Origin of the sequence: Xenorhabdus sp. IM139775 (assembly GCF_028598745.1) — a bacterium.
Taxonomy (GTDB): domain Bacteria; phylum Pseudomonadota; class Gammaproteobacteria; order Enterobacterales; family Enterobacteriaceae; genus Xenorhabdus.
In genome coordinates this window covers 1-14,319 of sequence record NZ_JAQRFK010000032.1, presented here as the reverse complement: position 1 = coordinate 14,319, position 14,319 = coordinate 1, and the positions used below count along the sequence as shown (strand labels likewise).

At 47.9% G+C, this 14,319-nt stretch carries 12 protein-coding genes; all 12 read right to left on the bottom strand.

Annotated elements, in window-relative coordinates:
- Window positions 1-13: 13 nt before the first annotated feature.
- Window positions 14-1,096: a phospho-N-acetylmuramoyl-pentapeptide-transferase gene (gene mraY, locus PSI17_RS08850; RefSeq protein WP_273551639.1), complete on the bottom strand. Its 1,083-nt coding sequence runs from the start codon at window positions 1,094-1,096 to the stop codon at window positions 14-16.
- Complete coding sequence (gene murF / locus PSI17_RS08845) at window positions 1,090-2,472, bottom strand: UDP-N-acetylmuramoyl-tripeptide--D-alanyl-D-alanine ligase (protein WP_273551638.1); 1,383 nt, start codon at window positions 2,470-2,472, stop codon at window positions 1,090-1,092. The genes mraY and murF overlap by 7 nt, the downstream gene beginning before the upstream one ends.
- On the bottom strand, window positions 2,469-3,956 hold the full coding sequence (gene murE / locus PSI17_RS08840; protein WP_273551637.1) for a UDP-N-acetylmuramoyl-L-alanyl-D-glutamate--2,6-diaminopimelate ligase: 1,488 nt from the start codon (window positions 3,954-3,956) through the stop codon (window positions 2,469-2,471). The genes murF and murE overlap by 4 nt, the downstream gene beginning before the upstream one ends.
- Before the next feature lie 30 nt (window positions 3,957-3,986).
- The gene (locus PSI17_RS08835) at window positions 3,987-5,741 is read right to left on the bottom strand and encodes a peptidoglycan glycosyltransferase FtsI (protein ID WP_273551636.1); all 1,755 of its coding nucleotides are present in this window, start codon (window positions 5,739-5,741) and stop codon (window positions 3,987-3,989) included.
- A gap of 27 nt (window positions 5,742-5,768) precedes the next feature.
- A complete protein-coding gene (gene ftsL, locus PSI17_RS08830) occupies window positions 5,769-6,089 on the bottom strand; it encodes a cell division protein FtsL (protein WP_273551658.1) in 321 nt (106 codons plus the stop codon).
- Window positions 6,086-7,030, bottom strand: coding sequence for a 16S rRNA (cytosine(1402)-N(4))-methyltransferase RsmH (gene rsmH / locus PSI17_RS08825; RefSeq protein ID WP_273551635.1), 945 nt, complete (start codon window positions 7,028-7,030; stop codon window positions 6,086-6,088). Before rsmH ends, ftsL begins: the two co-directional genes overlap by 4 nt.
- A 2-nt stretch (window positions 7,031-7,032) precedes the next feature.
- On the bottom strand, window positions 7,033-7,491 hold the full coding sequence (gene mraZ / locus PSI17_RS08820) for a division/cell wall cluster transcriptional repressor MraZ (RefSeq protein ID WP_273551634.1): 459 nt from the start codon (window positions 7,489-7,491) through the stop codon (window positions 7,033-7,035).
- A 649-nt stretch (window positions 7,492-8,140) separates the two neighbouring features.
- Complete coding sequence (gene cra, locus PSI17_RS08815) at window positions 8,141-9,148, bottom strand: catabolite repressor/activator (RefSeq protein WP_273551633.1); 1,008 nt, start codon at window positions 9,146-9,148, stop codon at window positions 8,141-8,143.
- A gap of 94 nt (window positions 9,149-9,242) precedes the next feature.
- A complete protein-coding gene (ilvN, locus tag PSI17_RS08810; protein ID WP_273551632.1) occupies window positions 9,243-9,734 on the bottom strand; it encodes an acetolactate synthase small subunit in 492 nt (163 codons plus the stop codon).
- 2 nt (window positions 9,735-9,736) lie between these two features.
- A complete protein-coding gene (ilvI, locus tag PSI17_RS08805) occupies window positions 9,737-11,464 on the bottom strand; it encodes an acetolactate synthase 3 large subunit (protein ID WP_273551631.1) in 1,728 nt (575 codons plus the stop codon).
- Between the two features lie 256 nt (window positions 11,465-11,720).
- A complete protein-coding gene (locus tag PSI17_RS08800; RefSeq protein ID WP_273551630.1) occupies window positions 11,721-13,523 on the bottom strand; it encodes an AMP-dependent synthetase/ligase in 1,803 nt (600 codons plus the stop codon).
- Window positions 13,524-13,685: 162 nt separating this feature from the next.
- Window positions 13,686-14,319: transcriptional regulator LeuO (gene leuO, locus PSI17_RS08795; RefSeq protein ID WP_273551629.1), on the bottom strand; the 634-nt coding region annotated here is incomplete at its 5' end.

The window sequence follows — 14,319 nt, the reverse complement described above, 5'->3', positions numbered from 1 at the left end:
CGTTCAGCCATGATTAACGTACCTTCAGCGTTGCCAGACCAATCAACACCAGCATCAAGGAGATAATCCAAAAGCGCACGATAACGCGTGGCTCTGGCCAACCTTTCAATTCGTAATGATGGTGAATCGGTGCCATACGGAAAATTCGCTGTCCACGCAGTTTGAATGAACCTACCTGCAAAATGACAGACAATGTTTCCACCACGAAAACGCCCCCCATGATGACCAATAAGAACTCCTGACGCAGCAATACGGCAATGGTGCCCAATGCCCCACCCAGTGCCAATGAACCCACATCCCCCATAAACACCTGCGCCGGGTAGGTGTTAAACCACAGGAAACCCAGTCCTGCGCCGACAATCGCCGTACAGACAATCACCAGCTCACCCGCATGGCTCAAATAGGGGATATGCAGGTAGTTAGCAAAATTCACGTTACCTGTTGCCCATGCCACCAAAGCAAAGCCTGCGGCAACAAGGACAGTTGGCATGATGGCAAGGCCATCCAGCCCATCCGTCAGGTTCACCGCGTTACTGGTTCCTACAATCACAAAATAAGTCAGCAGAATATAAAGCAAGCCCAGTTGCGGCATGACCTCTTTAAAAAACGGCACGACTAATTGGGTTGCAGGTGTATCTTTGCCGATGCTGTACAGCGCAAAGGCCACGCCCAGCGCAATGACCGACTGCCAGAAATATTTCCAGCGGGCAATAAGCCCCTTGGTATCTTTGCGAACCACTTTGCGGTAATCATCCACAAACCCCACAATGCCGTAGCCCACCAAAACAGCCAGCACACACCAGACATAGGGGTTATCCAGACGCGCCCACAACAACACCGAGATCGTGATGGAGAACAAAATCAGCAATCCACCCATCGTTGGTGTCCCACGCTTGCTGAAATGGGACTCAGGGCCGTTGTCGCGAACGACTTGACCTATCTGCAATTTTTGCAGGTAAGCGATCAACGTTGGCCCCATCCATAACGCGATGAATAATGCAGTCAACAAGCCGACAATGGCTCTGAACGTCAAATAGGAAAAGACGTTAAAACCGGTGTGATACTTAACCAGATATTCGGCCAGCCAAACTAACATTGGAAGTTCTCCTTCAATATGTTCACGACCTCTTCCATTGCGGCACTACGTGAACCTTTAATTAATATGGAAATCATTTCGTGTTGTTCCAGTAAAGGAAGCAGCGCTGCAACTAATTCAGCCTTGTCCGCAAAATGCTGCCCCCGACCACTCGCGTCACTAATATGGGTACTCAAGGCCCCAACGCTGAGTACTTTATTTATATTGGTGGATGCCACGGCTTCGCCCACTTCTCGGTGACACGCTATCGCCTGCGCGCCCAATTCGCCCATATCACCCACCACCATGACGCGATAACCGGGCATCTGCGCCAGCACATTCGCCGCCGCAATCATGGAGCCGGGATTGGCATTATAAGTGTCATCCAATATCACTTTTCCCTCCGTCAGAGGGATAGGAAATAGACGCCCCGCAACGGATTTCAACGCCGATAACCCAGTACGAATATCTTCCAGCGAGGCGCCGACAGACATTGCAAGTGCACTGGCGGCCAACGCATTAGCCATATTGTGTTTCCCCGGCAATGGCAATGTCAGTTCAACACGCCCAATCGGGCTATGAAGGCAAAAATGGGTTGCCAGCGGTTGTTCTGAAATATCGGTTGCGTAAAAATCCGCCCCCGCCGTTGATGAAGCGGAAAAACGCCATACCGTTTGCTGATCACTCATGCTGTGCTGCCAATGATCCCAATCATGGCTATCCAGATTGATAATGGCCGTTCCGGTCGGGGCAAGGCCGGCAAAAATCTCACCTTTTGCCTTTGCCACTCCTGCCAACGAGCCAAATCCTTCCAGATGGGCAGAAAAGAGGTTATTGACCAGTGCACTTTCAGGACGCGTCATGGCCGTGGTATAAGCAATTTCGCCGATATGGTTGGCACCCAGCTCAATTACGGCAAACTGATGCTCATCAGTCAGCCTGAACAGTGTCAACGGCACCCCGATGTCATTATTGAAGTTGCCCGCAGTATAAAGGGTAGTGCCGCACTGACGCAGGATCGCCGCCGTCATCTCTTTGACGGAGGTTTTGCCCGACGAGCCGGTTAAAGCCACAATGCGTGCCTTGCTTTGCTGGCGAACCCAACCCGCCAGTTTTCCCATCGCCAGACGCGTGTTTTCGACCACGACCTGAGGGCAATCAATATTCAGGCGGCGACTGACCAATAAAGCACCGGCACCCTGTTGTGCGACATCAGCGGCGAAATCATGCGCGTCAAATTTGTCCCCATTTAAGGCAATGAACAAGCTGCCACGCCCAATCTTACGGCTATCCGTCTCCACGGCATTAATTTGCAGCGTGTCAGCCTGCTGTTGGGTCACGCGATATAACACGCCATCCGTCAACTGTGCTAATTGCTGTAATGTCAGCGGGATCATGCAATCACCCCCAGCAAGCACGCAACGGTCAGACGATCGGAATAGTCCAGACGACGATGGCCAACCAGTTGGTAATCTTCATGGCCTTTGCCGGCCACCAGCACAACATCGTCTTCCCTTGCCTGCATAATGGCGCTGGTGACCGCTTCTGCACGACCATGGATCGCCAGCGCCTGCCCCGGATCGATGAACCCTTGCAGGATATCAGCCACAATGGCCTGAGGCTCTTCACTGCGGGGATTATCATCAGTCACAATCACACGATCAGCGCCCTGCTCTGCCACGCCGCCCATTAATGGACGTTTGCCTTTATCACGATCACCACCACAGCCAAAGACACACCAGAGTTTCCCCTTACAGTGCAGGCGGGCGGCAGACAAGGCTTTTTCCAGCGCATCCGGTGTATGGGCATAATCAACCACCACCGTTGGGCGTCCCGCCGCGGAAAAGACTTCCATGCGCCCACAAACAGGTTCCAGGCAAGAAGCCGTCAACAGCAATTTTTCCAGCGGATATTCCAGAGATAACAAAGTGGCAAGCGTCAGTAGTAAGTTGCTGACATTAAACGCCCCCATCAGAGGGCTATTGAGCGTTCCGTTCCCCCAACTGGAGGTAAATGCAATGGAAGCCCCTTTGTCATGATAATGAATTTCACTGGCCGATAACCAACGCCCCTGCCAATTTTCCGGCAAGTTATTTTCCATCGAAACCGCAATGGCGTCCGGCAGGCGGGACAACCACTGTTGCCCGACCGCATCATCCGCATTAATGATTTTATGTTTTACATGATGGCTGCTGAACAGTTGCCATTTGGCCTCTTGGTAATTTTCCATATCACCATGATAATCAAGGTGATCACGGCTTAAATTGGTAAAAACAGCGGCTTGAAATGGCAAGGCCGCCACCCTTCCCTGAACCAGACCATGCGAAGAGACTTCCATCGCGGCAAAAGTGGCGTTTTGACGAGTAAGCTGCTGTAAGTCAAGCTGAATATCAACCGCAGAGCCAGTGGTGTTTTCGCTGGGGACGACCATGCCCAGCAAACCATTTCCCACCGTTCCCATCACAGCACTGGTTTCACCCAGCCCTTGGCTCCATTGCGCCAACAATTGTGTGGTGGTTGTTTTCCCGTTGGTGCCGGTCACCCCGACCAATTTCAATTTATTGCCAGGATGTTGGTAAAACTCGCCGGCCAGCGTTGATAATTTATGATTTAAATCGTTCAGATAGATAACAGGCACGCCGTGCATTTTCTGCATCGTGCCGTTATCCGCTTTTCCCTTCGCTTCGGCAATCACCGCAGCGACACCTTGGGCGATGGCTTGAGGAATATATTTTCGACCGTCTGTCTGGTGCCCCTGAACCGCAACAAACAGATCCCCGGCAGCCGCCTTACGGCTATCCAATGTCATTTCGCGCAGCGCAAGCTCCGGCGTGTCAACACCCCAAGGAGCCAATAAATCGCGTAAATTACGATCTGCCACTTTTATCCTCTTTAGTTATGAATCACAAAGTTAGTTATTAATCACAAATTCGTTTTTATCACCGACAGGCAGTGCATCGGGTTCCACATTCATGGTACGCAGCACAGTACTCATGATTGCGCCAAAAACAGGCGCAGAAACGGCACCGCCGTAGTATTTACCTGCTTGTGGATCATCAACGATCACAACCAGTGAAAACCGTGGATGACTTGCAGGTGCAACCCCTGCGGTATAAGAAATATACCGCTTGACGTATTTGCCATCCGGCCCGACTTTTTTTGCCGTTCCCGTTTTGATGGCAATGCGATAACCTTTTATCGCAGCCCGTACACCCCCTCCTCCCGGTAATGCCACACTCTCCATCATGTGCACCACTGTCCGCATAACCGTTTCAGGAAATACCCGGGTGCCCGGTACGGGAGGATCGACCTTGGTAATGGACAGTGGGCGATAAACGCCGAGACTGCCTATCGTTGCATAGACCCGCGCTAACTGTAACGGTGTTACCATCAGCCCGTAGCCGAAAGAAAAGGTGGCCCTATCGAGATCTGACCACCGCTGTTTATTTGTTGGAAATAAGCCACTACTTTCTCCGACCAGCCCCAAATTGGTCGGTTTTCCCATCCCAAAGCGTGAATAGACATCTACCACCTCTGAGGCAGGCATCGCTAACGCCAGCTTGGACACACCAACGTTACTCGACTTCTGTAATATTCCGGTGATGGTCAACTCGGGGCGCGGGGCAACGTCTTTGATTTCATGCCCCCGCGAACCATACGTTAACCGGTATGGCCGGGTATCCAACACCGTATTTTCTTTGACAATGCCACTATTCAGTGCACTCATCACCACGAGCGGTTTTACCGTGGAGCCGGGTTCAAAAATATCGGTAATGGCACGGTTACGCATCGCATCTTTCGGTGTTCCGGCCAAATTATTCGGGTTGTAAGATGGGCTGTTTGCCATCGCCAACACTTCGCCGGTATTGACGTCAACCAATACGGCTGAGCCTGATTCGGCTTTGTTCAGTGCAACCGCTTTCGCCAATTCGCGATACACCAAAGTCTGGAGGCGCTCGTCTATGCTGAGGGTCAAATCATGAGCGGCCATGCTATCTGTAGAGGCAATATCCTCAATGACATTCCCCTTACGATCTTTACGAACAGTCCGGCTTCCCGGTTTACCCGTCAGCCAGTTATCAAAACTCTTTTCAACCCCTTCAATACCGGCACCATCAATGTTAGTGACCCCAATAATATGCGCTGTCACCTGCCCGGCCGGATAATAACGGCGGGATTCCTGACGCAAGTAGATACCGGGTAGTTTCAATTTTTTGACATAATCGCCGATGGAAGTATTGACTTGACGGGCAAGGTAAATGAAGCGCCCCTTGGGATATTCGCTGATTTTGCTGGTTAATTGCTCACGCGGGATGGAAAGCGCATCAGCCAACGCCTGCCAACGGGTGTCATCGGTAATGCCGCCCTTTTCAAACACTTCTTTGGGATCAGCCCAGACCGCATCAACCGGCACACTCACTGCTAATGGACGCCCATTGCGGTCATTAATCATGCCACGGGCAGTCGGAATAGATTGGACGCGCAGGGAACGCGAGTCACCTTCTTTTATCAAACGATCAGGATTGATGATCTGCAAATAGGCAACACGAATCAAAAGCCCGATTAAAGCAAAGCCAATGCCTCCACACAGCAAGGCAAAACGCCAGCTTACAAAACTTGCTTTATCTTCTTGCTTTTTCAACTTTAAAGAGCGTGCAGCTTTCATCGCTTACCTTTTAGTTGTCAACTGGACTCATTGCGTTATCACAATATTTTCTTTACCTGGATCAACGTGTTGCATCTGCAATTTTTCAGTCGCAATACGTTCAACCCGACTGTGATCACCCAGAGCATTCTCTTCAAGGAGCAGGTTACGCCACTCAATATCCAGAGCATCAAGCTGGATCACTTGATGCTCTTTTTCCACAATCAATAAGCGGGTTTGGTGCGTGACCGTCACAACACTGATGGCTGAAACAACAACTGCCACCAGTAAAATCAGTGGGAGTTTGGCATTGCGAATTAAATCCCGGCCAATCACCCCAACTAACCCATGACGTTCACCCGCCATTATTCACCCGCCTTTTCAGCAAACCGCAAAACTGAGCTTCGCGCCCTTGGGTTTGTGGCGACTTCACCCTCTGGGGGTTTCATTTTGCCAATGGATTTCAGACTTCTTCCCCCCAGCATTTTTAACTGCGCTTCCGTGAGAGGCAAACCGGCTGGAACCTGTGGCCCCTGACTGTGTTGTCGGATAAAGCGTTTCACTATGCGATCTTCCAACGAGTGGAAACTGATGACAGATAATCGTCCTTGTGGTGCCAGAACGTGCAGTGCACCCTCTAATGCGCGTTCTATCTCTTCCAGTTCACTGTTAATGTAAATCCTGATAGCCTGAAAGCTGCGTGTTGCCGGATGTTTATGCCTTTCCTTCACCGGGCTTGCCTGAGCAATTAACTCAGCCAGTTCTCGGGTACGCGTAATGGGTTGTTCCTGATTGCGGGCCACGATGGCTCTTGCAATGCGTTTGGCAAAACGTTCTTCACCAAACGTTTTCAACACCCATGCGATGTCATCTGCTTCCGCTTTCATCAACCACGCGGCGGCGGATTGCCCACGCGTCGGATCCATACGCATATCCAATGGCCCATCACGCATAAATGAAAAACCACGTTCAGGATCATCCAGTTGTGGGGAAGAAACCCCTAAATCCAGCAATACGCCATTAATTTTCCCAACCAGACCGGCGTCTTCCACATAAGTTGCCAATTCAGAAAATGGCCCATGCGTAATAGAAAAACGCTTGTCAGTAATGGCCTTTGACGCTTCAATGGCTTGTGGATCACGATCGATCGCCAGCAGACGTCCATCGGGTCCTAATTGCGACAAAATCAGGCGGGAATGCCCCCCTCGCCCAAATGTTCCATCGATATAAATTCCATCTTCCTGAATATTCAATCCATTGACAGCTTCATCCAGTAATACACTGGTATGTTCAAAATGACGATTTGCCATGTTTATAATGATAAGTCCTGTAGCCTTGCTGATAGAGGTTCTTGTGTGGATTGTTCAACCGCAATATCATTTTGTACCTGTTGATACCAAACTTGCTCATCCCACAATTCAAATTTATTAAATTGCCCAACCAGCATGACTTCTTTTGTTAGCCCTGCGTGCTGACGCAGTGTGCTGGCTAATAAAAGACGTCCTGCATTGTCCATTTGACATTCACTGGCGTGTCCCAATAACAAACGTTGAACGCGACGCTCGGCTGGATTCATGCTGGATAAGCGAGATAATTTTTCTTCGATGATTTCCCATTCGGGTAATGTATAAAGCAACAAGCACGGCTGATGGAGATCAATAGTACAAACCATTTGGCCTGTTGATTCTTCATTCAGCATTTCTCTATATCGGGCGGGTACAGTGAGCCGCCCTTTACTATCGAGATTAACCAGCGTTGCTCCACGAAACATACTCAGGTTACCCCTTGATGGCCCAAATCTCCACATTATCCCACAAATCACCACAATTAAGAGTTTACGGATGGTATGAAAACCTTGTCAAGCCAGAGCCTGTGCGCTTTAGCTAGATTTACAGAAAGATTGGGAAGAGAAAAAGAAGGATTTTTCAGTTTTGGCTCTATTAATAATAGATAACACTATGATAATTTTAAATAATTTAATAAATCTGTAGAGAGCCTGATTGGGAGTGTAATTTAACGCAAATAATTACCACTTAAATTAATTTATGTAACTCATATCTCATTGTTATCCAATTGTTAACCGCTGCCGACCTATCAATAATAACAATATATTTAAGTTATAATAGTATAAAAAATAATAACATGATGAAATTCATCATTTACCCAGAAATATAAAATGATTACATATCAATCAAGTAAGATAATTATTCTCAAATAACAAATAACGTACACAAACAATAACATTTCATTCGGAAATTATTCATCTTGTGAATTTAAATATCACCTTATCGATTTTAACGGTCATAAAAAGCGATTTAGCATGAATTTTAGTCAGAATAGTCTTAAAGTGACCTCAACCAGCCTATTTTGATCGTTTTCAACAGGCAAACAGCACCCTCATCTTTCATGAGGGTGCTCAATTAATCTCTTCGGCTCAACTTGCCGCGACGGCATAGATGACGACGTATTTTGGTTATTCCGGGGGTTGGGCGCTGCTTTTCATCCAAACTGGCTAATACCAGCTCAAGAACGCGTTCAGCAACATCACGATGGCGTTGTGCCACAGACAATACCGGGCATTCAAGGAAATCAAGCAGCTCATGATCGCCAAATGTGGCAATCACCAATTGACTTGGTAAGCGGCCACTGTGCTTGAGAAGCGTATCCATCACCCCCTGAAGTAGGGCAAATGAAGTACTATACAACGCTTGGGGAACCGGGTTATTTTCCAGCCATGATGCAAATACTTCAGCCGCAGCTTCACGCTCATAGCTATTGGCATACAGGTAGTTGACTTCCCGTGGTTCAGCTTCCCACGCTTCGCGGAAACCCTGTTCACGCAAGAAACTGACCGACAATTCAGGCAATGCGCCCAGATAAAGGACAGATTCCGCCGGGAATTGCCGCAACTCCTGCGCCAGCATCTTCGCATCTTCGAGATCATCCCCAACCACGCTGATAAAGTGTTCGCTGTCCAGCGCCCGGTCAAGTGCGATGATGGGTAATGAACGACTGGCCCAACGCTGATAGAAAGGATGCTCAGGCGGCAAGGCGGTGGAAACAATGATAGCGTCAACCTGACGTTGCAAAAGATGTTCCACACAGCGCATTTCATTATCAGGCTGATCTTCAGAGCAGGCGATCAATAACTGGTAGCCACGCTGCCGGGCCTGACGTTCAAGGTAATTGGCAATACGTGTGTAGCTGGTATTTTCCAAGTCGGGTATGACTAAACCAATCGAACGGGTTCTCCCCGCCCGCAGGCCGGCAGCAACAGCATTAGGATGGTAATTATGCTCTCTGACCACTGCCATCACTTTTTCTACTGTTTTATCGCTGACCCGATACTGCTTGGCTTTACCATTGATGACATAACTGGCCGTAGTACGTGAAACACCTGCTAAGCGGGCGATCTCATCCAGTTTCACATTAACCCCTCAGTAAGATTATGAATATGAAAAAGCCCTACTTTACAGTAGGGCTGAATAAATATCTGTATTTTAACCCGCAGATTGCGATTTTTCATCGCATAATTTTATCTCCACGGGAGACACCCACGACGCCTGATCGTGCGACTTCCACAATCTCCGCCACATCCCGGACAGCATCAAGGAAAGCGTCCAGTTTCTCGCTTGTTCCCACTAATTGGACAGTATAGAGTGTTGAGGTCACATCCACGATCTGACCACGAAAAATATCGGTGCTGCGCTTAATCTCTTCCCTGCCATACCCGCTGGCCTGTAATTTAACCAACATGATTTCACGCTCAACATGAGGCCCGGCCGTTAACTCGTTGACCCGCAACACATCCACCAACTTATGCAATTGCTTTTCAATTTGCTCTAATACCTTGGCATCACCTTTGGTTTGAATGGTCATGCGTGACAAGGTGGGATCTTCAGTCGGTGCGACGGTCAAACTTTCGATGTTATAACCCCGTTGAGCGAATAAACCCACCACGCGGGATAATGCTCCCGATTCGTTTTCAAGTAATACAGACAAAATCCGGCGCATGATCAGGTCCTCTCTGTTTTGCTTAACCACATTTCATCCATTGCCCCACCACGGATCTGCATTGGATAAACATGTTCAGTTTCATCAACGATAACATCGACGAAAACCAAACGTTGATTTTCGTTGACTTCATGCAGTGCCTGAGCCAGTTTCGTCTCCAATTCAGCGTAAGTTTGGATGGAGATGCCAATATGGCCATAAGACTCCGCCAATTTGACGAAATCAGGCAGGGATTCCATATAGGATTGAGAATGACGCCCCGCATACAGCATATCCTGCCACTGTTTCACCATCCCTAAGAAACGGTTATTCAGATTCAGTACCAGAACTGGCAGACCATATTGCAAGGCCGTGGATAATTCTTGAATATTCATCTGGATACTGCCATCCCCTGTCACGCAGACCACGGTGGCTTCAGGTTTTGCCAGCTTCACGCCAAGCGCGGCAGGCAAACCAAACCCCATCGTCCCTAATCCACCGGAATTGATCCAATGCCTTGGTTTATCAAAGGGATAATGCAGAGCGGCAAACATCTGATGCTGACCCACATCTGACGCCAGATAGGCCTCGCCCTTGGTCAAACGATAAAGGGTTTCGATGACAGCCTGTGGCTTGATCTTTGCGGTCGTGTGATCGTAATCAAGGCACTTGCGGCTGCGCCACTGTTCAATAGAAAGCCACCAATCTTTCAGGGCATCAGGATCTTGGGTATCTTCCGTGGAATCCAGCAATGCCAGCATTTGACCCAGTACCAGTTTGGCATCGCCGACAATCGGGATATCCGCCGTCACCGTTTTCGAAATCGAAGTGGGATCAATATCAATATGGAGTACGGTCGCTTCCGGGCAATATTTTTCCAGATTATTGGTGGTTCGATCGTCAAAACGCACACCGACGGCAAAAATGACATCGGAATGATGCATGGCTTTATTCGCTTCAAACGTGCCGTGCATCCCCAACATTCCCAAACTTTGGCGATGAGTGGCCGGAAATGCGCCCAATCCCATCAATGAACTGACGACCGGAATGTGTAAATGTTCAGCCAGCTTCAACAACTCTGTTGCACATGCTGAATTGATGGCGCCACCCCCGACATAAATCACGGGCTTTTTCGCGCTCACCAAGGTCTTTAATGCACGCTTAATTTGTCCCTTATGCCCCTGAACAGTTGGGTTGTAAGAACGCATGTTAACTTTTTCGGGGTACACATACGGGAATTTCAATGCCGGATTGACCGTATCCTTGGGAAAATCGATAACGACAGGCCCTGGCCGACCACTTGCAGCCAAGTAAAACGCTTTTTTAATGGTTTTTGGGATATCTTCGGCTTTTTTCACCAGAAAACTGTGCTTCACAATGGGACGGGAAATGCCCACCATATCGCACTCCTGAAAAGCATCATTACCTATCAGGGAACTGGCAACCTGACCAGATAATACGACCAGCGGGATGGAATCCATGTATGCCGTTGCAATTCCCGTGATGGCATTCGTTGCCCCCGGCCCAGAGGTCACTAAAACAACCCCGACTTTTCCCGTACACCGCGCATATCCATCCGCCATATGAACGGCCCCCTGTTCATGGCGCACCAAAATATGTTCGACGCCGCCAACCGTATGCAGGGCATCATAGATATCCAATACCGCCCCACCCGGATAACCGAACACGTGTTCAACACCCTGATCGATTAGCGATCTGATAACCATTTCGGCTCCTGACAACATCTCCATCGAGTTTGCCTCCAGGCATTGTTTGCAAGTTAATCGTCGAAATTTCATCAGGTCACGGAAAAAGTGACCTGACTTATTCCATTTATTATTGATATAGAGTGAATTGCGTTTAACACTCTTTCGAAAACGCGCTATTTAATAACGTGCTATTCGATAACACCGAGTTAACTAACATAACGTTAGATACTAACGTTAGCAAACATCAATTTACATGCTGAAAACATTTGTTGAATAAAGAGCCGAATATTTGCCGGTTTCAATCCCGATACATAGATTCAATTTCACGCTGATAATGCTGGGAAATAACCTTACGGCGCAATTTCAATGTCGGCGTTAATTCGCCTTTTTCCATTGAGAAGGCTTCCGGTAACAGGATAAATCGTTTGACTTGATGGAATTTAACGATATTTTTCTGTATTTCATTTAAGCGCCGTTCAAATAGCCCGATAACCTGATGATTGCGCAGCAGTTCAAGGCGATCGCAATAATGAAGATTAATCGATTTCGCATATTCCTCCAGCGCTTCATAGCGGGGAACAATCAGTGCAGAAACAAATTGGCGGGCATCGGCAATAACGGCAACATGTTCAATAAAACGATCCTGCCCTAACATCCCTTCAATCATTTGTGGCGCAATATATTTACCTGTTGACGTTTTCATCAAATCTTTCAGGCGCTCAGTGATAAACAGATGACCGTCATCGTCCAGCCCTCCGGCATCGCCTGTCCGTAACCAACCATCCTCCGTAAAAGCATGGACAGTTTCCTCCGGGCGATTGAAGTAACCTTTCATGACAATCGGCCCACGCACCTGAATTTCCCCTTCCGCACTGATGCGAACATCAATACCGGGCAATGGCGTACCAATGGAACCCAACAAATAATTTTTTTCTTCCCAGCAAGAAACCGTGGCACAAGTTTCTGTCATGCCGTATCCATATTTGATATTCAGGCCGATGGACAGGAAAAAACGGGTAATGGCATCGTCAAGGCGTGCTCCCGCCACTGGCAAAAACCGCACTCGTCCTCCCAAAAGATTGCGCAGCTTATTCAGCACCAATTTATCAGCCAATCGGTAACTACAACGCGTGAACGGGCAACCTTTTTTATTTTTCTGCTGGCGCAACCAATGGTTTTCTCCCTGTTTCAGTGCCCACTGAAAAATCATCCTACGGCCAAAAGGCGCGCGGGAAACTTTTTCCAAGATCGCACTATGCACTTTTTCATAAAAACGGGGAACAGAGCACATCACGGTCGGACGTACATCAGACATCGCTGCACGCACAAGATTTGTGTCAGCTAAGTAGACATTCAGGGCACCGGTGTGCATGACATAATAGCTCCACGCCCGTTCAAAGATATGGGACAGGGGCAGAAAGCAGAGCGATACATCCTGGCTGGTCAATGTTAATCTCTGGTCATGCAGATAAAGCTGTGCGGCGATATTACGGTAATCCAACATGACGCCCTTTGGCTCTCCGGTTGTCCCTGAGGTGTAAATCAACGTGAAGAGGTCATTGAGATCCTGACCAGCAATGCGGTTATCAAGTTCAGCCTGATAGTGTGAATAGTCATTATCAATGAAGGTGGATAAATACCCTGCCTGTGGACATCCTTTCAAATCCACAGATTCATCCATCACAATCAGATGGGCAAGTTGGGGACACAGTTCAATCAACGCTAATGCAATATCATATTGCTCCTGCCCACCGACAAATAGCACCTGCGCCCCTGCATCATTGAGGATAAATGCAGCCTGATCACAGGTATTCGTCGCATATAGCGGCACTGTGACCGCACGAAGCTGAAGAATCGCTAAATCCGCCAATGACCATGCCATACAATTCTGCGCAAAAATGCCAACTTTTCCCTGCACTTCTACACCCAATGACAGTAATGCTTTTGCCATGGCTTTCGTTGTGCATTCAACCTGCCGCCAGTTCATTTCAAGCTGTTCTGAGGATGACCACTGCCGAAATGCCTTTTTTTTCGGGTGTTCATTGAATTGCTGTTGCAAGCGGTTAACCAAGTGATAGGCGTGCAGAGAATCTGTTGTCACAATATATTCCTGTATAAAAATATCTTATTTAGCGTCTTCAGTAAGTGTATTGCCTACTTTTCAGCTTACAGATGTTAGCTATTTCCGCGCAGTCTACCTATTCCTAGTGAAAGGGGGAAGCCTATTTTGCTATCGCCTCCCCCTGCCTTGCTTTAGCGTGAGCTATTCTTGTTCACCAAGATGGCTTAGCAGTGATTTCATCCACTGGTGGCCTTTATCCCGGTCTGTTGAACCATGCCATATCAAATAGCAAGGACGGGTAATGCGGCCATTGGGCAGCGAGACTGAACAAATATTCAACTGCTCGGAATAGTGTTCAACCATCCATTTTGGCACGATGGCAACTAAATACGTTTGAGAAACAATATTAAGAACACTATTTAAATCCGTCCCCTGATAAGAAACGGAACGCAATAATTCATGACCTTCATAGTAAGATTTACTCAATGAATCTGCATTATCTAACGCAACAATGGCATGTCTTTCTTCCTGCAATTGTTGCTGGGTAATTCTCTGATTAATTCTGGGATGGTGCTTAGACACGGCCAGAACCAATTCATCATTAAACAGCGGGTAATTATGGAAATCAGGGCGATCTAATGAATGATAACTGATAACAAATTCTACTTCCTGATATTTTAATTGCTTCTCAATATCATCACTAATTTGGGTTTTAATAACAACTTCAATATTAGAAGTCTGTTTTTTTATTTTCCCGACAATTTGAGCCGCTAAGCGAATATCAAGGGGGCTACAAATAGAAAGATTAAATACCCTTGCACTATTGCCGGGATCA

Bases quoted from the DNA above. Each gene is read 5' to 3' on its own strand.
- PSI17_RS08835 (WP_273551636.1), bottom strand. From the start codon at position 5,741: ATGAAAGCTGCACGCTCTTTAAAGTTGAAAAAGCAAGAAGATAAAGCA.
- mraZ (WP_273551634.1), bottom strand. From the start codon at position 7,491: ATGTTTCGTGGAGCAACGCTGGTTAATCTCGATAGTAAAGGGCGGCTC.
- ilvN (WP_273551632.1), bottom strand. From the start codon at position 9,734: ATGCGCCGGATTTTGTCTGTATTACTTGAAAACGAATCGGGAGCATTA.
- rsmH (WP_273551635.1), bottom strand. From the start codon at position 7,030: ATGGCAAATCGTCATTTTGAACATACCAGTGTATTACTGGATGAAGCT.
- ilvI (WP_273551631.1), bottom strand. From the start codon at position 11,464: ATGGAGATGTTGTCAGGAGCCGAAATGGTTATCAGATCGCTAATCGAT.
- murF (WP_273551638.1), bottom strand. From the start codon at position 2,472: ATGATCCCGCTGACATTACAGCAATTAGCACAGTTGACGGATGGCGTG.
- mraY (WP_273551639.1), bottom strand. From the start codon at position 1,096: ATGTTAGTTTGGCTGGCCGAATATCTGGTTAAGTATCACACCGGTTTT.